A 23021-nucleotide genomic window follows, 5' to 3' on the forward strand; every position below is an offset into this window, starting at 1 on the left:
GCCCGAAGGCTGCTTTTAAATTTTAGTGTGCTGCTGTGACCGAAGGAACGTTTTTGGAGTTCTTTTGCCAGATAAATAAGACAATGAATAGCACAATTAATATGGATGGGAAAATGGTAAGCTTGAGAAGAGTTTCCTGACCGGTTGCCAATTCTAATTCAGCACCACTAAGACCCGCTGCTAAATTGGAGGCTCTTGCAGAATCAATCCAGCTACCGATGACAGGTTGCCAAATCGCAGTAGAGAACATTCCGACACCACCTATGATAGACATGCCCAAGGCCCCACTAAGAGGTACTCTTTGAGCTACTGCACCTACCATTACAGGCCAGAAGTAACATACTCCAATAGCAAAGATAAATGCCGCAAAGTAAGCCATTGGGCCAGTAACAATGCTAAATAAGTAAATACCGATAGTTGCGAAAATAGCTCCTCCTAGAAGTACTCCGGTTTGACCCAGTTTACCTACCACTGGACCTGCGAAGAATCGACCTACAGCCATTACTCCGGTTGTAAGAGCTAGAATCAACATACCGCTTGCTCCAGAGCTATCCAGTACCACATTTGCCCATTGCTGAGTTCCAAATTCAGTAATAGCTGTCAAAGCCATGCAAATGAAAAGGAAGATGTAAAGCGGGCTGATCATTGCCTTTAAGTTACTGGTAACAGAAGTAACTCCTTCGACGGTTGGTTTAGGAAAGGCTTTTCCAAAGAATAGAACGGCATAGGCAACGGTAGGCACCATCATAACCCAAATTTGAGCTTCCCAGCCAAATCCAGCATCGGTCATGAACTTTGAAATAAGAGAGCCAAGAACAATACCTCCAGGGAACCACATATGGAATCTATTCAGCATTTTATTCATAGTAACTCCAGTGTACATATCTGCAATCATTGGGTTACATGCAGCTTCTGTACATCCATTACCGAAGCCGATAAATAAAGTGGAAATCAAAAGAGTAGTATACCCATCAGCAAATATTGTCATCAGAATACCTATAGTGTGAGTTAAGAAGGCAATATTCATGATGATTTTTGGACCAACTGAGTGGTAAAATAGACCTCCAAGAATCATTGAAATAGGGAAGCCTAAGAACCACATGGAGTTGATGAAACCAAGTTGCTCGGCACTAAGCCCAAATTCCTCTCCGAGTTGCGGAAGAATTCCAGCACGGATTGCAAAGGTAAAGGCCGTGGTAATCAGCGCGAGACAGCTTGCATTGAAGAGCGCGTTACGGTTAATAGCTTGAGTCATAGAATAGGTTTTTTGGATTTAGGATTGATAATGCATTCGATTGAAACGTTTGAAAATAGGAAAAATATTGCAATCGGGCTTTTCCGCCAATAAAAATTTTAATCCTACCTATTCGATTACAAAAAGTGAGCTGGTTATTTTTTCCTCAAAACCATAAATTTTATTTCTCAAAGCAAGTACAACTGCATAGGTCCCTAACGGAACTTTATTCCCTTGCAGAGTTCTTCCATCCCAGTTAAGAATAGGTTTTTCTATTGGTATTTCATTTATGAAAGAATGAAAAATCAATTCTCCCGTTCGGTTGTAAATAAAAACCTCCGCTTCTGTTACCCCCAGGGATACTAATACCCTGAAGTCTCTGTTGGAGTCATTCAACACCATAGCATTCGGGAATACCACTTTAAAGTTACATGCGTCATAAGTCGTGAAGGTGGAGAAAAATTCGCAGCCATCAATCGTAGTAACAATTAATGAATAAGTTCCTACTTGGTCTGGTTTGTAAATCCTATTTGTTGAAACTAAATCTTCTTCAAAATACCACTCGTAGCTGGCATAATCTCCGGGATCTATACCGGGAAGATTATTTTTCTTGGAGCAAACTGTATAGACCTCTTCCAGATTAGGAGGTGTTAAAAAGGTGCTTTTTTCAACTTGAATAAAATTTCTTCCGATCTCGCAGCCTATTTTATTGAAAGCGACGGCTTCGTAGCTACCTTCTCTAGTGACTTCTATTTCAAATTGATTATGAAATTGAGGTAAATCTTCTCTATTGTCATTGATATCAAAGTAAATCCACTCAAGGCGGTTTACAGCGCTTTTTGTTGTGCTAAGAGTAATAGTTGATGTGCCCGGCTCAGGACAGATCTTAGATGCACTCAAATCCATTGGAACAGATAGGACAGGAGGTTCTATTTCGAATGCTATAGGTTCATTTGGACAACTTCCAGTTTCTAATGGTTGAACATTTAAAGTAAATTTCCCATTGGAGGTGGGGTAAAATAATTCTCCTCTTCCCACTATATCCCCAGATTCATTGAGCCAGCGGATAGACGTTTGTTCGGGTTTTAAACCTGTGATTTCGGTCTTATAAATCTTGTTCCCAAAGCAATCTTCTTCTAAAAGGATTAGATCGAAATTGATTTTAGGGATCACGTTGACCTCAAAAGTAGTTCTTTTTGGACAGCCTCCAGTGGAGCTATCTGAAGCTTTCCCCAAAAGTGAATAACTCCCACCTTTTGTGAGGATAAATGGCTCTCCCGAGTTTTTTGTGATCTCATTGCCTGAAGGGTCTGTCAGGGTAAGGATTAAATCTTCTGAAGTTTCAGGAATCAATTCGAAGCTTTCGCATATATTGATTTTTTTGGGAACGCTGAAGTTTACAAGATTTTTTGACTCGATGATTATTTCTTGGGTAGGGTAGGCACAGCCGTCAATATTTAATTCTAAAAAATATGTCCCCCCTGCTAATGTCTGTTCTACCACTTGCTGATTTTGGATAAATCCTTTTACTATGGTACCAATTCCATTAGACATTACTCTATATTCACCGTCTACATTTCCTTGGTTGAATATCAGTTTTAACTTTCCTAGGTTAACTCCAATTGCACCGCAGGTTTCAGGCTCAACTTCAATAGTTGGTTCATTGATATCAGGAACATCACCTGTGTTAATAGGGGGATCTTTAGGAGCTAGGTCTAGTAGAGTGGTTAATTTGCAACCATTGGAGTAGGCTGAAATAGTATAGATCTGAGCTTCAAGGTTTGAAAGCGAAACTACTTGATTTTCCGGCACATTAGACTGGAAGAAACCAATCTCTACCACTATCAATGAGTCTAAATCTGTTGAAGCATTAATGGTAAATGCACCATTATTTACTACACAGTTATCAGGCCTGTTTTGAATTGTAAAGTTTAGATTCGGTGATTCATTTACCGTAAATATTTTCCTTCTTTCTGATCTACAACCAGGGTAATTTGGGTCAATAGCACTAAAAATTATTGTATACTCTCCTGGACTTGAAATGTCGGTGTTGTTTAAAGGGATTTCAAAAGCCGACCCTAAATCTGTTTTATCGTTTGAGCTAGGTTTGATAATGCTCCAATCACCAGGATAAGGCGTATCTAACCCAGCAGATAGGGCTTCGCCTTGACAAATGGCACTTTTACTAAGTTGAATCTCAAAGTCGAGAGATGGTCCTACATAGGTAGTTCCGGTGATTAAACATTCTGCTGCACCAGAGGTGTTGTTGGTCAAAAATAATTCGACTTGATAAAAGCCTTCATCAAGCACAGTGACCGTGTTTTGGTCTCCAATTACTTTTCCATTAAAATCTTTCCAGATAAAAGTATAATCTGAAATAGTAGAAGTATTTGGATCAATTGCAGTTAGTTGAACAGGGGTATAGCTACAAATCAAATAATCAGGCAATAGAACTAATTCTGGTCCTTTCTTGACATTTACAGTCAAATCATCTTGGTAGATAATAGATGTAGCTCTTCTAACGCTAAGCTCTACCTTATAAAGTCCTATCTCATTGAATGCTACCTTAACGGTTTCAAACTGTGGGCCTCCACCGGTTCGGTCAAAAATCACATTTCCTTGTGGATCTGTAACCTCCCAGGAATAAACATCCTGAGGATCACCTCCTCCACTGAAAGTACCGATAACTCCACCGAAAATAATACATAGATTTTCAGGGCCTACCAAGTTGGGGTCAGCTTGATAAGCATGATTTGAAGAGTTAGGTTGAATTGCTTCAGTTATGACTTTTTTTGCGGCAAGGCCGCCTGTCATAACCAAAAACAGAATAAACAATACCCCAATCTTCCACTTAGGAAATTGAGCATTTGTTTTCACGGATTCCTTTCGTTGGGTGATATCTAATTTACTTGATTTTGAGGAAATAAGCTTAGCTTAATTCATCATTCAAAGATCAAAAATCCAACCAAAATAAGGAATACGGTTAATTGTTTCTTAAATATAAAAATCTGGAGGAGAAACTTGCCATCCTTAAAAAGATGGTAAGTAGGTTGGATTTATTCAACAACCAGCAGGGAGCCTATTGTCGTCTGATTTATATTCCTCTCTGTATTTGAATAATTTATCCGGATGGTATATGCTCCATTTGGAATCTTCCTTCCTTGGTAGGTCCCATCCCATGGACAAGTTGACTCCTCGGAAATAAGATTTTTATTTTCACAATGAAAAATTAATTCTCCCCATTGATTGAAAATCCAAACATCTAATTCGTCAATCAGATAATTGGTGTAAATCAAAAATTGCTTATCTGGGTCACTTGGTGTAAGTGCTGTAGGGAAACTTACTCTTAATTCACATTCTTCTTCTGTTGTAAAGGTAGTGGAATAGGAGCAGCCTTCTAGGCTCGTAACTGTCAGTGAATAATTTCCAATCAGATTAGGCTTGTATGTTGGGCTGGTAGAGACTAATTGTTCTCCAAAGTACCACTCGTAGGAAGCAAAGTTTCCAGGATTTAAGACAGGAGCTATTTCATATCTTGGGCATATTAGATAATTCTCCTCTAAAGCAGGTCTGACTACATCCTGACTTTTCAGAATCAAAACACTTTCCGTACCTAAAAGGCATGGGATTGAGTTGAATAGTCTTGCTTCGTAGCTGCCTTCGTTGGTTACTGAAATCTCTCTTAGATTGGTAAAGTTGCTTAATTGAGTCGATGTTCCATTAATATCTGTAAACCACCACTCAATTCTTGAAACCTCATCAAAATCTGTATCTAGCCTAATGTTTGTTGAGCTTGCATCTGGACAATAAGGGTCAGATTCAAGAGCTAGAGGCAAAGAAAGAACTGGAGGCTCAAACTCGAAAGAAATCGGTTCAATTTGGCAAGTGGTTGAATTCGCAGGTTGAACCTCTAAACTATAAGCTCCAGGGTTAGATATCTGAAGAAATTCATTTCCTCCGATAATTGTCCCATTAGCGTCTCGCCAAAAAATTTCTACCTCGTTGGCTTGATAATTTGATAAGGAGGCTTGATAAATTCGGCTTCCGGAACAATCTTCCTCAAATAATATGGGCTCAAAAACTACTGGCTCTACAATACTTACTTCAATTTCTTTTTGCTCTGGACAAAATGGAGTAGGGCTATCACTGTCAAATGCCAAGAAGGTATAAGTTCCTGGCTCGATAAGTTCAAAAGAATCGCCTGAATTTCCTTCTAGCTCTTCACCCGAAGGGGTGGTTACGAAAAATATCAGATTTTGATTAGTGGTTGGGAGAAGATCATAGCGCTCACATATGGTAATTTCCTGAGGAATGTCGAAAAGAACTTTTTCCGGAGTAAGATCTAATTCAACAGAGGATCTTCCAAGTTCGCAATTTTTGTTTATATCAGGAATAATGCTGAACACTGAAGCTTCATAAGTTCCCCCGACTCGAGTAGTAATTTCAGTTTGATTTTTTAACTCAGGTAGCTCAATAATATCTCCATTTTCATCAAATCGCCTCCATTCAATATCTGTTATTGCATCTGGAAAAGTAGTTTCCAAAGTAATCATGGCTTCAGGGCCGAATTCACAGAGCTTGGTAGTAGTTAGTGTAACATCTACCGACAAAACAGGATCTTCTATTTCAAATTCTTTGGGTGGAATAGGGCAAGCGGAGCTATTGGCAGGTTGAACTTCTAGCTTGAATGTACCGGTGCTTGTTGGATTTAGAAACTGATTATTCCCTACCACCTCGTCATTTTCATTATACCAAGTAAATATTACAGAGGTAGAGTCCCTATCATAAATTTCAGCTTTATAGGTTCTATTTCCTAAACAGTCTTCTTCGTTAAGTACCACCTCAAATTCAACAGGATCTACCAAAGTGACTCGGAAAGTTTGGGAAACAGGACATAAATCATCCTGATTTGGAAGCCGCCCTATAATCTTATAAGTCCCTTCTTCTGTAATAGTGAATGGCTCGTTTACGTTCCTGAACTCTGAATTATTGGAGGGACTGATTAACTCAAATTCTAGTGCTTGGGTAGTTTGAGGAGTGAGTTCAAAAGATTGACAGATAAAAAGATCACCTGGGATGGAATAATTAACAAGCTCTTTTCCGGGGATTTCAACAAACTCTTTTTTGGGTAGTGAGCAGGAATCTTGATTATAAAGTTCGAAGACAAATTTTCCTCCCGGAACGTCTATCAATAAATCCGATTTATCTGAAAAGGATTCATTCTTATAAATAGCTCCTTTCTCACCTAAAACTCGATAAAAACCATCTATAGGCCCATTGAGAAAGTTGACCTTGAAGCTACCATTAAGTTTTCCATCAAGTGTACATGTTTCCCCCTTTTCATCTGTTATTTGGAAATTTAGTTCGGTTGGAGGATTATCTAATGGGACAACTGAGGCATAAGAATTCCCACAATTTCCTAAAAAGCTTATCAAATTATATGCCCCTGACTCTAATCCAGATAAAGTAAATATATCCCCCGGCTCAAGGGATGGAGACACGACAGAAGTTCCTTCTACAATGACATAATCGATCTTCGTATTTGCCCTAATTTGAACTCCTCCATCGGGTATGTTACAGCCACTCGATCCAATTGAGCCTATGATTGTAAAGTCCGGGATTGGATTAAATGTGAATGTATTTTGGATTAATATTTCACAATCTACTGCATCAGGATTGATAACCTCATAGGTGACTTCGTAATCTCCAAAACCATCATTAAGTTGGTTTTGAAAAATAAAAAGAGATTCACTTGTGGTTAAAAAAGTTCTTGAGCTTTCCCCAGCTTTGTTTAAATACCAGTTTCCAACGCTACTTGGATTAGTTGAAAAAGTAATTCCTTGATCTTCACAAATAGAACTTAAACTTTGTTCAACTTTTATATCAGATGAGTTGCTAACTTCGGTCGAAAGGTTAGTGACACATTCAGATTTTCCAGAACTATTTGGGACGAATACAGTAACAAAATATTTACCTGAATTAACGACAGTTAAGTTATTCGCATTCCCAATTTCATTTCCCGATCCATCTCTCCAAATAAACTCATAAGAGGCAAAGTTTGGGGATGAAGGATTAATGGCTGTAAGATTTAATGGGTCTGTTCCACAAAGAGAATACTTAGCTTTTAAGGCAGGAGTGGGTCTGTCTTGGACTAATACATTGAGAGTTTGAAGAGGAAAGACCAAGACGCCTCTTCTCACAGAAAGTTCTACCCGATGAACTCCTCGAATTGAAAAGGTGTAATTAATTGTTTGTAGAAGAGCACCCCCAGAAATAGATAGTAATAGAGAATTGTTTGGGCCAAATATTTTCCAAGAATAAACATCAGCAGCAGGTATACCTCCCCCAGAAAAAGTTCCAATTACACTTTCTCCGCCCAGTGGAAAACATAGCGTTTCAGGACCTTGAAGATCGGGTTGATTTACTAATGGAAAATCAAATTCATCTTCTGAAAAATTAGCGCTGCTAGGTGTGAGTATAATTGAAAAAAAAAACACTCCTAACAAGAGCAAAATTGTTGCTCTATAGTTGGAGTGTAAGTCTTTCAATTTATTCAAATGCATTTTTATTGGAGTCAACCACTATTTTGGAACGTAAATCTACCAAATTCCCTGACTACCAAAAAATTAAGCCTCGATTAACTTTGAATTTAAGGTTTATTCATTTCACTATCTAACAAATACCCAATCGCCAAGATCACTCAAAGGCTCTGAGAACTCATAGCATTCTACATTAAAGGTTTTGAGATTTTCAGGATTTGTAATTCGATTTTTTATGGCAAAGTCAGTCATCAACCCTCTTGCCTGCTTTGCAAACAAGCCAATTACCTGGTATTTTCCGTCTCGATGTTCCTTGAAATGGATATTGATTACAGGCGATTTCAAGGTCTTTAAATCAACTGCCTTGAAATATTCCTGAGAGGCCAAGTTAACAACCGGTTTTCCGGCAGCTACTTGATTGATTGCTTTCGCAATTTTACTGTCCCAATACTCGTAAAGATTTTTTCCTTTTTTAGTTTCCAGTCGAGTACCCATTTCCAGCCTGTATGGCTGAATTAAGTCTAGTGGTTTCAAGAGTCCATATAACCCTGAAAGAATTCTTAAATGATTTTGAGCGAATTCGAATTCCTCTTCACTGTAATTGTCTACATCAATTTTGGTGTAAACATCTCCTTTGAATGCTAAAAGCGCTTGCTTAGAATTGTCAGGAGTAAACTCCTTTTGAAAAGTTTTAAATCTCTCTTCATTTAAGTTCGCCAAGCTATCACTTACTTTCATTAGGTCTGCGATGTCCTTCGAACTTTTCTTTTTCATTACTGATACCAAAGATTTGATATCAGAAGTGAATTCTGGTTGGCTGTATTCTTGGAAATTTGGAGTGCTGTAGTCTAAGGTTTTTGCAGGAGAAATTAGAATTAACATTACTGTATAATCGTTATTGCTTTGGTTATTTGTTCGGTTTTGTTCTGATCTATGCTAGTAAACCTTACAACTATGGCATATGTTCCGTTTGGAACGAATTTTCCATTCACAACTCCATCCCAAGGACAGAAAGGCTGAGCGGGCTCAAGATTTTGATGCTCACAATAGAAAATAAGCTCTCCCCATCGATTGAATACAAATACTTCCGCTTCATCAATATATTCATTGGCATAAAGAATGAAGTTTCTGGATGGGTCATTTAAAACAACACCTGTTGGGAAGGAGACCTTTAAAGAACAGTCTTCTAAAACCTCAAACGTTTCGACGTAAAAGCAACCCAAATTATCAGATACTGTTAATTCGTATATACCTGGTTGAGTAGGTGTGAAAATTGCATCCTGAGAAACCTCTTCTCCATTCAATACCCAAGAATAGTTGTCGTAATCTCCCGGATTAATGCTTTGGGTTACTCCTTCAATGGCGCAAATAGTAAACTCAGTAGGGACCACAGGAGGGATTATAATGGACTTTGCAACCTGAGCAGCTGCTCTGCCAAGATCACATCCCGCGGCACTTCTTAATAATACTTCATAGGTTCCTTCTTGGCTGGTTTCAATAATTGGTAGGTCGTCAAACTGGAGCAACCTTGTTCTAGTCCCACCTTGAACAGAATACCATTCAATGTTTGCAACATCACTTAGATCAGCTACAACTGTTAGGTTGGTAGATGCCTGATCTATACAGAAAGGAGTTACATCCAATTCCACATCTACAGTAAGTTCTCGGTATTCAGCTGTGAAATTAATCGGAGGCGTGGTACATAAACCTCCATTCCTAGGCTGTACTTCCAAGCTATAATCTCCATCTCTCGGTGGAGCAAAACTTTGTTGCCTTCCTACAATCACTCCGCCTGCATCTTTCCATAAAAAGATGACATCAGCTGGAACCGCGTTATTCAATTGTGCTTCATATCTAATGCCTACTTGACAATCGTCAATCGGACCTACCAATTCAAAGTCAATGGGCTGAGTTATGGTAGCATTGATGTTTATCTCCCTAGGACAATCTTCTCCACTTGGATCTTGGCCAAGAAGGGTATAAGCGCCTGTTTGAGTGATTGTGAAAGCCCCGTCTGTATCTGGTTGTATGATATTGCCACCAGGGCCAGTTAAGGTGAAGGTAAGCCCATCGGATGGGGTAGGGCTGAAGGTATAGCTTTCACAAGCCGTAAAATTGCTTGGTGCTGAGAACTGTACCAAGAATTTTTGTTCAACCGTATACAACTGAGGATCTGGAATAGCACAGTTACTAGGGTCTATAATTTCAACCGCATACTCCCCGTATGGAACTGGAATGTCCACAGAATTCACATTAGCTAAAGTTCCGGAAAAGACTTGACCATTTCCCTGTCGGGTAATTTGATAACTACCATTTACAGGAGACCCGCCAGTAAATGTGATTGAAATTAATCCTGGCTCAACTCCATTAGGCCCACATGTTTCATCGGTTGATGTCACTGAAAATTCATATCCTGCTGGAGGGTTACTGTTTTCAATGCTCACAGTGGCAATGTAAAAACAGCCGAAGGCATTTTCTGCCTCAATGGTGTATACATCCGGTAATAAATTATTTACCGCGATCACATCACCAGCATTGACATTGGTGAAAACTTCCCCGGTTTCCTGGACAGTGACTGTAGCAGCATTTGCCTGCATGGTAATTTCAAAGGACCCATCAGCAGTTGTACAATCAGTTGCCGGAGTCGTTTGAACTACGGTAAATAGCGGAAGCTCATTAACTATTAGATCAACTTTTTTCTCAACCTGACATCCTTCTAAAATCGGGTCTTCAGTCACAAAAATGATTTCATAATTTCCAGGACCAGGAAGGGTATTAACCAATAATTCCAATTCAAAAAACTCCCCTATAAGAACTCTATTTCCGTCCTGATCTCTTTCATAATACCATTCTCCGCTGATTGGCGTGTCAGGTGCAAAGTTGACAATCACATCTTCAAAGCAAACCTCTTGGGCATCCTGATTGATATCAAATTCAAAGGCAGGACCAACAAAGACCTCCGCCGTGGCAGGGCATGTTTCATAAAGGGCGATTTCATCATCACTTAATCCGTCAGGAATTCTATAGCTTACTACTACTGTGTAGATACTTTCCTCATCAACCGTAATTGTATTGGAATTTTGATCTCCAAATACCTGACCTGCTGCATTGGTCCACTGAAAATCATACAATCCTTCAGCTGGATCATAACCATCAATTGCTGTTAAAACTACTGGGGTTCCAGAACATAAAGTGGCATCAGATTCCAATGTTAAAGTTGGTGGAGCATCCACTTGAATTTGTAAGCTATCCACAAAGTAATTCTCTGTCGCACATCTGGTTACATTTAACTCTACTGTATACAAACCAGGCTCATCGAATAGTTGATCCAAATTCTGAAACTGATCTCCAGGGCCACCGAAATTATCCAAAATTACCGTGCCGTCATCTTTCGTAATCGTCCAGAAATAGGAATCAATGTCAGGTTCTCCGCCACCTTCAATCAATGCTCCAGCTCCATTCACAGGATCTAGACATAATCTCTCTGGAGCGAGTAAGGAAGGTTCAGGAATTGAACTTCCACTATTTTGGACAAAAGAAGGAAGTCCCAAATTTGCAGTCCCTGGCATGGGCTCAACAGAATTCTGGTTGAATGTACTACTGGAATTACAACCTGCGCCAACTGCAATTTGTCCAATTTGATTACTTCCTACTACAGCAACATAGATGTTGCCATCTGGACCGATTTGTAAGGCTCCCAAGTTGAGCCCGGAAGTGCCTCCTATTTGGTTTCGAGTGGAAAGAATACAAGCTTCTCTTTGAGGGCGCGTATTTGCATTACCAAAACAGGATGGACATGTGGCAGCATTAGGATCATCATTATCCACAGGTTGAATGGTGAATTCTTCCACTCCAGGTCCTCCATTTCTGTAAGACACAAAGACTTTTTCCCCGCTGTCTGAGAATTCCAAGCCATACACATCTCCATTACAGCCCAAATCGATTCGGGCATATTCTGTCATTCTGCCTGTACGAGCATTGAAATCAAAAATTTCTAATTTATTACAGCCTCCTTCTGAGATTGTGACAGCTACTTTACTCCCATCAGGGCTGAATTTCATGGCGCCAACTCCTGAGTTGAATCCATGATTACTTCCTACCGAACTGAGTACAGGTTGTCCTATTCCCTGAGAGGATACAGGATAAGCTCTAAAGGTGTTGTTCCCCAATTCATGGAAAAGTACCCAGGTAGTATCTCCGTTGTTAAAAGCTGCAGAATGCTCGGTGGAGGGGCTGAATAGGAAATTGTCCTTTGTTACCACATTACCTACTCCTGTTGGATTATCTGATTTGATGTCTACCAAGGAGAATTTTACTTGGTTACTTCCATTTGCACTTCTTTGAGTAGTGAAAAGGTAAAATAAAGTTTGTTCGTCCGGAACAGGAACAGCTATGACACCCTGACTAGATCCATTATCCCCACCAATGGCATCTCCATTAGCCATTAAATCTCCGTTTAAATCCCAGACGGACTCTCCGTCTGTATAAAACAATACCTGACCGGCTTCATCTGAAATGGTGGTTGTACCTGCCGGAATATTTTGAGGGTGCCTTTGGGCAATGGGTCTTGGAACAGGTGCATTCGGATCATTTGGATCGGGATTAAAGTCTATCCCTGCTCCATCTCCAAAATACCAGATATTATTGCTTTGATCTTGCAGGTCCCAGACCTTGACTCGGATTTCGGCATAGGCATAGCATTCTGAACCTGGCTCTCTCACCAAAACCCAGTATAGCCCTGGAAGACATACTTCATTCTCCTGCCTCGTACCCCAGCCTTCATCACGGTAATTTGACCAGAAATATTCGTATTGATCACCTCCGCCCGGAGGTGCTTCCCCGTCCTGTTGACCAGCCGAGTTTTGAGCCTCAAGAAGTGCCGCAATATCCACACATTGACCCTCGCAGATAGTGGTGTCTTGCGGCGTAAAGTTTGCCTCCAGATTATTTTCTGTCAATGGTATATCCTTGGTAACAGTCTGACTTTCCCCATCCGCAAATGTTACCGTCAATGTCACTGACACACTTTGTCCTTGAGCAGCATCAGCTGGAATCAAAAAGTGCTCTTGCGCATAATCTGCAGGTAAAGGATTGCCGTCAGAATCCGTAAGTGGAGGATTGAATTCCCAACTGAAAGAGACAGGCCTGTAATTTTCCGGCGTAATTTCGCTGGTCAGCTGAACAGGATTGTTGGCACAAGGCATATCTGGATCCCAGTCAAAGTCCACCGTTGCATCGATATCTGCGTTAGGAGCAAAAGTTGGAAAGATAGTACCACAAAAGTCAGCACCGGCAAAAGGATCAATTTCTACATTGATGTCATCAATCTCCTCTTCATTTGGATTGGTAACTTTCCCTATGAGTTGTGGTCCTCCATTGGTTTCTTCATAAATAAAATAGAGTTCTCCATCAGGCCCAACTTTCAAATCATAAACTGTTGAAGGTTGAGGATCTAAAGGAATTTCCTCTGGAGTTGCCGAGAGATCATTACTTGGAACTCTGAAAAGTTGACTTCCTCTGGAGAAATAAATGAAATTACCATCGGGAGAAAAGGTTGCTCCTTCAATAGAGTCTGTCCCTCCGGATTGGCTGATAGATGTTGGATTGCTGAAATTACCAGAGGAGGTATCAAAATCCATAATAATAATATCATCTCCGGGATTTTCTGGAATCAGAATCAATTTTCCACTATCCTTATCAAATACTATGGCTTTTGGAGTGAAAGGAAGGGGCTGAGTATCCGTTTGGGTAAAGTTGCCCGCTGTTCCTTCAATTCTCCTAGAAATTAAATTTCCTCCATTAAAGCTGATCAGGTAGGAAGGGGATGATGGCGATTTGACTACTAAAATTGCTCCCTGAGCATTCCCGATTGTTTGATCTTGCTCAATGATTTCTCCCAATGGACGCTCATTTCCTGTGGCTTGTCCTGGAGCATTCATATCAATCAAGGTGTAGAGCAATTGTCCCCCAGGGGATACATAGAATAAATAAAAGAGTTTATTTCCATCCGGCTCATATTCCAAAAAGCCAGAAGCCACTTGTTGTCTGGTATCAATTGGACCATTTAGATTTCCAACCTGGCCTTGAATGGGAGCTCCACTGTAATCATAAACGATAGAGCCATTTGAATAAAATAATGGCTGACCAGTGATGGGGTCAATCGTAACTGAGTTACTGAATTTATCCAGTATGATAGAACCGGGAAGACTTTGAACAGTCGGGCTTTGTCCTTTTCCGAAGGATAAATAATTATTTGGAGTGCCAGAACCGCAATATCCAAATATCCATTCATTGTCATTAAATCCCTGAGCAAGGGATACAGATGTATTTCCAGCCCAGAAAAATGCGCTTAAAAAGGTGAAAAAAAGGATAATATGTATGGAATGCGGTTTGCTTTTCATATTTTTCGAACTGCTATCTAAAACAACCTAGAGGAAGAAACGTTTTAGATGCTGACTGAATATTCAAATAAACGAACAAATCCTTGTTACGGTCTTCGCTGCTTATAGTTTTTTTCGGAATATTGGCTTTTGGCCTTAGCATGCCCTTGCATGCGCAGGATCCGCAATATAGCCAATATTATGCAGCGCCTTTGTATCTCAATCCAGCCATGGCAGGCGGAGAGCTTACAGGAAGGGTAGGTTTTAATTACAGAAACCAATGGCCAAGCATAGATGCTCAGTTTACTACTTTCTCAGCCTTTTACGATACTTACCTTCCTGATTACAATGCTGGAGTGGGTTTTCATGTAATGCAGGATACAGAAGGAGCAGCCAAACTTCGGTCTACGACTATTTCCGGTATTTTTTCTTATGAATTAAAACTGGGGGATAATTCCTATTTCCGACCTGGATTTCAGGCAAGCTACATTCGAAGAGAAATCGGATTTTATGAAAATTTAATATTTGCTAATCAAATCAATCCTAGTGATCCTTTCGGACCTACACTTCCTGGGTCTGATATTCCGGGTCTTGGTGATCCTGTAAGTATGCTTTCTCTTTCATTGGGAGGGATGTTTTTTACAGAAAACTTCTGGATTGGACTGGCTGCTCACCATGTTAATGAGCCGAATCAATCTTTTATCGATGGCTTAAGTCCCTTGCCAGCAAAATTTTCCCTACATGGGGGATATAGAATTGCATTGGGAGAGGGTAGTTTCCGTGGGGATTTTACTCATATCAGGAAGCAGCGATATTTGACACCAACCTTTAACTACAAAAGACAAGGGCCATTTGAGCAGTTGGATGTAGGAGCATACTTTTATGTGGAACCCTTGGTTTTTGGACTTTGGTACAGAGGACTTCCTTATAAGCCGATTAATAACCAAAGCAACCGTGATGCAGTTGTCATGATGGTGGGAGTGAATTTACTGAGTGGTTTGAATATCGGTTACAGCTTCGATTATACTGTGTCCCAGCTTGGAATACAGTCTGGAGGAGCTCACGAATTAAGCCTTTCTTGGACACTTCCGAATAACTACCAAGGCAAGCCCTCCAGAAGGGATACAATCTTGCCTTGTCCTAAATTCTAAACATTTTACATGAGTCCTGAGACTTTAAAATACCTCTTGATAGGAGTGGTGAGCTTTGGCTTATTGCTTGAGAAAATTTTAAGCTACCTGAATATCCAAAGACCTGTACCCAAAGTACCGGAAACTCTGGGGCAGTATCTCAGTTCAGAAAAGTTATTGGAAGCAAAAGCCTATCAGCGTGAAAATTACAACTTTGGCCTAGTCACAGGTATTTTTTCTTTCGCTTTAACAATCCTGTTTATCTATATGGGTTGGTTTGGCTGGATTGATGATTGGATTGGCAACTATATCAGCAATCCTCTTTTTCATTCTGTAGCCTTTTTTGCCCTCATATTTATTGGATCTGATTTGGTCAGCTTGCCTTTTGATTATTACAGCACCTTTGTCATTGAAGAAAAATACGGTTTTAATAAAACCAGTTTAGGTACTTTTTTCTCAGATAAACTGAAAGGATATATTCTTTCCTTGATCGTTGGCGGTGGCTTATTACTAGTTTTCCTATGGTTAATCCATCAGATGGGACCTCATTTTTGGTGGATTTTCTGGGCAGTGGCAGCTGTGTTCATGGTATTGGTCAATTTATTTTATACTGCTTGGATACTTCCCCTTTTTAATAAATTAACTCCTTTGGAAGATGGAGAATTGAAGCAAAAAATCATTCATTATGCCCAATCAGTTTCTTTTCCTCTGGAAAATATTCTGGTGATGGATGGAAGTAAAAGATCAGCCAAAGCCAATGCCTTTTTCTCAGGCTTTGGCAAGAGAAAAAAAGTAGTCCTGTATGACACATTATTAGAACAGCATCCACCAGATGAATTGGTCGCTGTTTTGGCTCATGAAGTTGGGCATTACAAGAAAAAGCATATCATTTTGGGCATGTTAGCCTCTGTATTGCAGGTTGGCTTACTGTTGTTTTTGCTTTCTCAATTTATTTTTTCAGAAAATATGAGCCTAGCATTAGGTGGGTCTGGGTGGTCTGCCCAATTGAATATCATAGGATTTACCATGTTATTTTCACCTATTTCCATGATAATTGGGATTGGGATGAACTGGCTCAGTAGAAAAAATGAATTTGAGGCAGATGCATTTGCTAAAGAAACTTTTGAAGGAAAGCCTTTGGCGGAAGCATTGAAAACTCTTTCAGTGAAAACGCTTACCAATATCAATCCTCATCCTTGGTATGTGTTTGTGAATTATTCCCATCCGCCTTTACTGCAGCGATTAGAAAAACTGGAAAATTGAGGGCGTAGGCTAAGAAGATAGAAATCGATACATTTTTTTTATCTTCAAATCTGCTTGAAGCCTAAAACCCATGAAAGACCTAGCCGATTTTCATTATCCACTTTCTGATCTTTTCTCACAGCCCAAATCCCAACAGGACTGGGATCAATACAGACTAAGTAAGGAACAAATTGAATTTTTTCACGAAAATGGATTTATCGCTGGGATCAAATTGCTGGATGAAAAACAAATTAAGGCTCTAAAAAAGGCCTTGGATGAGGTTATGGATCCTCAACATCCCTTACATCATTTGTTCCATGAGTTTCATAGCAATGAGTCTGGAGATCCCAATAAGGTTCTTTTTCATTCTTTAGGCCATTGGCGAATTGCTGAAGCCTTTCATGATGTAATTTGGAATCCTGCCTTTAGAATGGTTGCGAGTCAATTACTCGGAGATCGTGCAGTCCGATTTTGGCATGACCAACTCTTTTGTAAGCCTGCCCATCACGGGGGAAATGTGGCTTGGCATCAGGACTATAGCTACTGGACCCGAACTATCGAAATGCAACATTTGACTTGTTGGTGCGGACTGGATGATGCAACGGAAGAAAATGGCTGTTTGCAGTATGTACCCGGCTCGCATCGCTGGGGTTTATTGGAAAAGCCGGCACTTGCTGGGGAGATGGACGGATTGAAGCAAATGATGACAGCTGAGCAGATAGCAGAGTTCAAGCCTGTAGCTATTCCTTTGAAAGCAGGCCATGCGGCATTTCATCATCCTTTGTTAGTGCACGGAAGCTTTGCCAATTACTCTGATCGCTCCAGAAAGGCTTTTGTTCTGAATGTATTTGCGGACGGAACCATTTCAAATTCAGATGAACCGCTTTTGGAGGGAGTGCCTGTAATTCCAAAAGGGCAAAAAATGGAAGGGAAGTTTTTCCCGCTGATTTTTGATCCAGCGAATATTTAAAGACTGATTTTTTATAATTTTTTCCTAAAAGCAGTGCTTAGCTAATATTATGATTTAAAAAAACCGAATCTAAGGCAAATAGATCTCTAAAGATCGAATAAATCCAGTAAAGTATTTTGATTTTTAGGGAGTCAGACCGGGTGGAAAGTTTAACTTAGCTGATTAAAATCTGAATAAGTCTACCAATAATTCGAGATTATTGTTGCTTGCAATATTTCAGACTTCAAATTTTATCTTTCAAAATCTTAATAATGGCTTCAGGATTATTTGCCCTTCTCGATGATGTAGCTACACTGTTGGATGATGTCGCCAGCATGACCAAAGTGGCTGCTAAGAAAACAGCTGGGATTTTAGGGGATGATTTGGCGGTAAATGCCGAGAAAGCTTCTGGTTTTGTGTCCAATAGAGAGCTACCCGTACTCTGGGCGATTACCAAAGGCTCCCTTTTGAATAAAATCATCATTCTCCCATTATCTTTTTTACTGAGTGCTTTTTTACCGGTTTCTATTACAATCATTTTAATCATCGGAGGTATTTATCTTGCTTATGAAGGTGCTTTGAAAGTAATGGAGTGGATCCTTCCTGAAAAAAACAAGGAAAAAGCCAAGCTTCAACCCGAATTGAGCAAAGAGCAAATTCTCGCGCTAGAGAAAAAGAAAATTAAGTCTGCAATTACCACAGACTTTATCCTATCCGTTGAAATCATCATTATCACTTTGGGAGCGGTGGAGGGAGAGCCGTTTTTGAATCAAATTTTGGTGGTCACCTTGATCGCATTAATCGCCACAGTGGGGGTTTATGGATTAGTGGCAGTAATTGTCCGTATGGATGAAATGGGGCAGAAGTTGATCAATTGGAATGAGGAGGACGACACCCTGTCAGATAAAATTGGGATGGCCATGGTTGTTGGACTTCCTTACTTAGTAAGATTCATCAGTATTGTTGGTACCATAGCTTTATTCTTGGTTGCAGGAGGTATTTTTACCCATAAGATCGACTTCTTCCATCATATTCTCACAGGATTACCAACTATCTTGAGGGACTTTTTAATCGGTTTGATAATCGGTATGCTAGTGTGGATTCCTATCCATTTGATAAAAACCAAGGTTTCAAAGAAAAACTAATTCCCATGAAAAGATTCCTTCCCTTGATACTCTGTGCATTTTTGATTTCTTGCGGGCTTAGCGCACAGCAATACCTACAATTTGAAGGAAAAGATGGACCCGGAAAGGGAAAACACATTGTTTTGGTAGCGGGAGATGATGAGTATCGCTCAGAGGAAAGCATGCCTATGTTGGCAAAAATTCTTTCAGAGCATCATGGTTTTAAAACTACCGTATTATTCCCTATCCACCCTGAGACAGGTGATATTGTACCAAACTATCAAAACAATTTACCGGGCTTGGAACATCTTGCAGCAGCGGATTTAATGATCATATTGATCCGTTTTAGGGAATTACCGGACGAGCAGGCACAATATATTGAGGACTTTTTGAAAGCCGGAAAACCTATCATTGGATTACGCACTTCTACCCATGCTTTTGCGTATCAAAAGAATAAAGATTCTCGCTTCGCCAAATGGCACTGGATGAGTCAAGTGGAAGGTTGGGAAAGAGGTTTTGGCCAGCGGATTTTTGGAGAAACCTGGGTAAACCACCATGGAAATCATGGAAAAGAAGGGACAAGAGGACTGTTAGATGGAGTAAAGCAAGCCAATGATCATCCTGTGCTTCGTGGGGTGACTGATATATGGGGTCCTTCAGATGTGTATGGAATCAAACACTTGCCAGACGATGCCGAGGTATTAGTATATGGACAGAGCACTGCAGAGCTCGATCCCAATTCTTCCTTGGTTTGGGAAAAATCCCTCATGCCAATAGCTTGGACTAAACCTTACCAAATCGAAAATGGAAAACCCGGAATGGCTTTCGCCTCAACAATGGGAGCTTCTTTGGATTTCAAGAGTGAAGATTTAAGACGATTGATTTTGAATGCTAGCTTTTGGCTACTGGGAATGGAAGATGACATCAAACCTGATCTATCGGTTGCTTTGGTAGGGAAATACGAACCTACCATGTTTGGTTTTGATACTTTTAGAAAAGGGATGAGAGTTTCTGATTTTAAATAAGGTCTTTTACAAGACTCACCTTATCTCTTAACACGCAGTAAAAGAGATTCATACGATATTTTTATTGTGAAAATTATTAATTCAAAAGCTGAGAAAATATTTTTTCATAAAACCCTATAAAAAAGATAGGGTTTGTAGGAAATAGTATACATTTGCTGAAATTATAGCAGTATTTGAATCGGCAACTCTTCTCTCTGTTACTTGTTTTTCTACTTGTATCACCCCTTGCATTGGCTAAAAAGAATGTGGAAAAACAGCATTTGCTATGGACCAGGTATCTATTGAAAGCTAGGCTATCCGAAAATTTGTTGATTAGGCAAGAGGTGGAAGAAAGAACCTACTGGTTTCCATGGAGACAGCATCAGTTTGTTGCAAGAAGTCTGGTGGAAAGAAAGCTGGGAAAAGGCTGGTTTGTGGGCGCCGGCTTTACCTATTTCTTACATTCCCTGCCCAATAATCCTGAAATTAAAGATTATCAAAATAAGCTAGAACTCAGGCCTCAACTGGAGTTAATATATGTTCAAAGCTTAAATCCCAAACTTAGTCTACAGCATCGCTACTGGTTTGAATGGCGCTTTTTTGAGAAGGATCCGACGGGATTTGAGTTATTATCAAACAGGATTCGATACCGTTTGGAGCTCAGCTATTCTCCAATTAAAAAGTTGACGCTGAAAGCCTTTGATGAAATTCACTTACAGGTCGGCGAAAAGATTGTTTACAATGTCTTTGATCAAAATAGGGTAGGAGGCAGTGTGGTGTTTATGCCCAATCCGGATTTCGGTTTTGAGTTGGGCTACTTCAATTGGTTTCAGCAAAGAAATACCGGAAAAGACTTTTACAGTAGAAATATCACCAGAATCACCCTTCATCATACGCTTAACCTTGCCAAAAAATAAGCTTCTTTTTTATGTCAGCCTTGCTTTCTCATTTAACAATTCCCTTTCTCCTCGCCATGTTTCTTGCGATTACCATGGGAGGAAGTGGTACTGCCCCTTCGTTTTCGGCCGCTTATGGTGCCAACGTCATCAAACGAACAATGATCCCAGGATTATTTGGAGTCATGGTTCTTTTAGGGGCACTGATTGCAGGGAAAGAGGTGTCCTTAACCTTAGGCGTAGGACTCTTGGAGCAGTCTTTTTTCACTCCCATTGTCACTTCTATCATTTTATTGTCCATAGCTCTTTCTTTGCTATTTGCCAATTTGCTGGGAGTCCCTCAATCGACAAGTCAGTCTACCGTATTATCTATTTCAGGAGCTGCATTGGCTTTGGACGGGCTGAATACAAAAAAGCTTTGGTATGAGATTATTCCCACTTGGTTTATTCTACCTCTCATTTCTTTTGCTTTGATGTGGGTATTAGTTCATTGGGTGTTTCCTTTTATCAAGTCTAAAGTTTTAACAGTAGATTACGGCCATTTGGAAAGTCATAAACTACTGAAATTTGTCCTGATTGGATCTTCTCTGTATGTAGCTTTTTCGATTGGAGCCAATAATGTGGCCAATGCTGCTGCTCCGATAGCCTCTTTGACAGCAAATGAATTGGGGCCTGAAGGGGCTCAAAATTTCCTACCGATAATAATTTTGTCAGTATTAATTGTAGCTCCCTGCTTTGCAATCGGGAGTTCCTTACTGGGGCATCAGGTGACAGAAACTACGGGTAAAGAAATTGTAACAGTAACTCCACTTTATGCCACTATTATCGCTTTGATTGTAGCTAGTTTACTGCTCTTGGCTTCCTTGGTTAAGGGAATTCCAACTTCGTTAGTGCAATTAAATGGAGCGGCATTTATTGCTTTGAGTATCAGTAAAAATGGTTGGAAGGCCACATTTTCTAATAAAACAGTGAAATTATTCTTCTCGGTATGGACTGTGGCACCTGTCTTTGCCTTTTTGTTTACGTTTGGACTGATCTATTTGGCCAAATGGTTTGGACTTCAGTGACTTGAGTAAAATTTATTTGTACCGATCATTCAGCCCTTTTCCTTCCAAGATCATGGGAATGATTTTCTCCAGGCGCGAAACTTGAGTTGCTTCCCGCTTTGCTTCTGAAATATATTCTGCATACTCCTTTTGTTTATAGGGAGTAAGGAGTTCAAAGGCTTTTTTCAATTTTGAATCAGCCTTCAGTTTTTCTTTCAATAAATCTGGCAACTCCAACTCTTTTGATTTTTCTGGTTTCCAAACCAGTCCTTTCTGTTCGTTGGAAATAGCCTCCTGAACCAACTTTAAAAATACTTTTTCATCCAAATCCGCCTCAGATTCCATTCTCCATTGGCGCATAGCTTTGGTTTTTCCTTCCTGAGCATTGATCAAGACTTGATGCTGATCTTTTAGAAATACGCCATTATAAAACCAAACAGCGAAATGATGCTTCATTCCTGCAAAGCCCAACACGTTTTTCCCATCATAGGTAAACACCGGCATTCCCCATTTGACGGTTTCGGTGAGTTCCGTGGCAGACTCTATCAAATTTCTGAGTCGGTTTTCCAATTCGATCCATTGAGGGTTTTTGGGCATAGGTGATGGCTTTTGATTGAATATAAAGAAAGAGTGTAAGTTTTCTAATAAAATTATTTGGTTTCTTAGTATTCAAATTCAATTGCTATTGAACATCTGATACTTTATTTTCATGATGGTTTTTGGAATATATTCTTGGAATTAATTCTAAAAACCAATTTTCCACGGGGACATCAATACCGATTCTCCAAGCAGTTAAAGGGTCAATTGTGATTAGCTTGGAAGACCGCATGATTGTGCTTGGATATTTTTTCTTAATAAGATCATATTCCTCCTTTTCATACCCGTATAGAGGGTTGTAGTACAAGTCCCATGCTCCAAATAGGTGTAACATTTCATGGACTGTCACATATTTATTAGGTTTTCTCCAATTTTGGTCAAATTCGAAAACAGTAATATACTCAGGAATGGACCTGTCTTCTTCTCCATTGAAAAATGCTGGTGAGGCTGAACTAATACCTAACCCTTCATGGTACATAACCATTAAATAGCCTCCCTCAAAGCCTAAATATTTCTTCTCTTTGAAAAAAGGCAGATCGCTTCGAATATTTTTTGACCATAGAATGGTGGCATTAGCTTTATTAAAAGAATTAGATTTTGTGTAATGATTTTCCTCAATAGGTTTTTTGTAATCTAGCACAGAATCAATCTTAAAATCATTTTTGAGGTTGAATACTTCTAGGTGAAACTTAAAATCAATTCCATATTTAGCTAATTCTTCACCAAGATCATTAAGAGCCTTTCTGTCTCTTTTCAAAATCTTTTTCTTTTTGGAAATTTTCCAATCATTTTGAGGCCCTGAGATGAAGTGTATAATTATGCAAACTTCATAATTTGAAATATTTTTGCTGAACCTGCATTTTTACTTTCGTAATAAGAG

14 protein-coding genes are annotated in these 23021 nt (G+C 39.7%); 7 read left to right on the top strand and 7 right to left on the bottom strand.

Annotated features, from left to right (window positions below; all coding sequences use genetic code 11):
* Positions 1-22 precede the first annotated feature (22 nt).
* The 5 genes from BM073_RS00675 to BM073_RS00695 all read right to left on the bottom strand — a co-directional run bounded on the left by BM073_RS00675 (position 23) and on the right by BM073_RS00695 (position 14174).
* Positions 23-1255 (bottom strand): MFS transporter, encoded by a 1233-nt coding sequence (locus BM073_RS00675; RefSeq protein ID WP_091648868.1) that lies wholly within the window; start codon positions 1253-1255, stop codon positions 23-25.
* A gap of 108 nt (positions 1256-1363) precedes the next feature.
* Positions 1364-4111, bottom strand: a complete 2748-nt coding sequence (locus tag BM073_RS00680) for a hypothetical protein (protein ID WP_139217412.1) — start codon at positions 4109-4111, stop codon at positions 1364-1366.
* A gap of 179 nt (positions 4112-4290) precedes the next feature.
* Positions 4291-7797 (bottom strand): gliding motility-associated C-terminal domain-containing protein, encoded by a 3507-nt coding sequence (locus tag BM073_RS00685; RefSeq protein ID WP_091648873.1) that lies wholly within the window; start codon positions 7795-7797, stop codon positions 4291-4293.
* A 105-nt stretch (positions 7798-7902) separates the two neighbouring features.
* Positions 7903-8655: a peroxide stress protein YaaA gene (gene yaaA, locus BM073_RS00690; protein WP_091648876.1), complete on the bottom strand. Its 753-nt coding sequence runs from the start codon at positions 8653-8655 to the stop codon at positions 7903-7905.
* Positions 8655-14174, bottom strand: a complete 5520-nt coding sequence (locus BM073_RS00695; RefSeq protein ID WP_091648877.1) for a T9SS type B sorting domain-containing protein — start codon at positions 14172-14174, stop codon at positions 8655-8657. Before BM073_RS00695 ends, yaaA begins: the two co-directional genes overlap by 1 nt.
* A gap of 83 nt (positions 14175-14257) precedes the next feature.
* Here BM073_RS00695 and BM073_RS00700 point away from each other — a divergent pair, with 83 nt between their 5' ends.
* From BM073_RS00700 to BM073_RS00730, 7 genes are all read left to right on the top strand, one after another.
* Positions 14258-15304 (top strand): PorP/SprF family type IX secretion system membrane protein, encoded by a 1047-nt coding sequence (locus BM073_RS00700; RefSeq protein ID WP_091648880.1) that lies wholly within the window; start codon positions 14258-14260, stop codon positions 15302-15304.
* A 9-nt stretch (positions 15305-15313) separates the two neighbouring features.
* Complete coding sequence (locus BM073_RS00705) at positions 15314-16546, top strand: M48 family metallopeptidase (RefSeq protein WP_091648883.1); 1233 nt, start codon at positions 15314-15316, stop codon at positions 16544-16546.
* 70 nt (positions 16547-16616) lie between these two features.
* Positions 16617-17495, top strand: a complete 879-nt coding sequence (locus BM073_RS00710; RefSeq protein ID WP_091648887.1) for a phytanoyl-CoA dioxygenase family protein — start codon at positions 16617-16619, stop codon at positions 17493-17495.
* 251 nt (positions 17496-17746) lie between these two features.
* Entirely contained in the window at positions 17747-18619 is an 873-nt protein-coding gene (locus BM073_RS00715) for a DUF808 domain-containing protein (protein WP_091648889.1), read from the top strand.
* A gap of 5 nt (positions 18620-18624) precedes the next feature.
* Entirely contained in the window at positions 18625-19623 is a 999-nt protein-coding gene (locus BM073_RS00720) for a ThuA domain-containing protein (RefSeq protein ID WP_091649656.1), read from the top strand.
* 245 nt (positions 19624-19868) lie between these two features.
* Positions 19869-20519, top strand: coding sequence for a DUF2490 domain-containing protein (locus BM073_RS00725; protein ID WP_175557818.1), 651 nt, complete (start codon positions 19869-19871; stop codon positions 20517-20519).
* A gap of 11 nt (positions 20520-20530) precedes the next feature.
* On the top strand, positions 20531-21565 hold the full coding sequence (locus BM073_RS00730; protein WP_091648899.1) for an inorganic phosphate transporter: 1035 nt from the start codon (positions 20531-20533) through the stop codon (positions 21563-21565).
* A gap of 12 nt (positions 21566-21577) precedes the next feature.
* Here the strand turns inward: BM073_RS00730 and BM073_RS00735 are convergent, their stop codons facing one another.
* Both BM073_RS00735 and BM073_RS00740 read right to left on the bottom strand, forming a co-directional pair.
* Positions 21578-22141, bottom strand: coding sequence for a YdeI/OmpD-associated family protein (locus BM073_RS00735; protein ID WP_091648901.1), 564 nt, complete (start codon positions 22139-22141; stop codon positions 21578-21580).
* An 85-nt stretch (positions 22142-22226) separates the two neighbouring features.
* Complete coding sequence (locus BM073_RS00740) at positions 22227-22898, bottom strand: hypothetical protein (RefSeq protein WP_091648904.1); 672 nt, start codon at positions 22896-22898, stop codon at positions 22227-22229.
* Between the last annotated feature and the right edge of the window lie 123 nt (positions 22899-23021).

This window comes from Algoriphagus ornithinivorans, from assembly GCF_900115305.1.
Lineage (GTDB): Bacteria > Bacteroidota > Bacteroidia > Cytophagales > Cyclobacteriaceae > Algoriphagus > Algoriphagus ornithinivorans.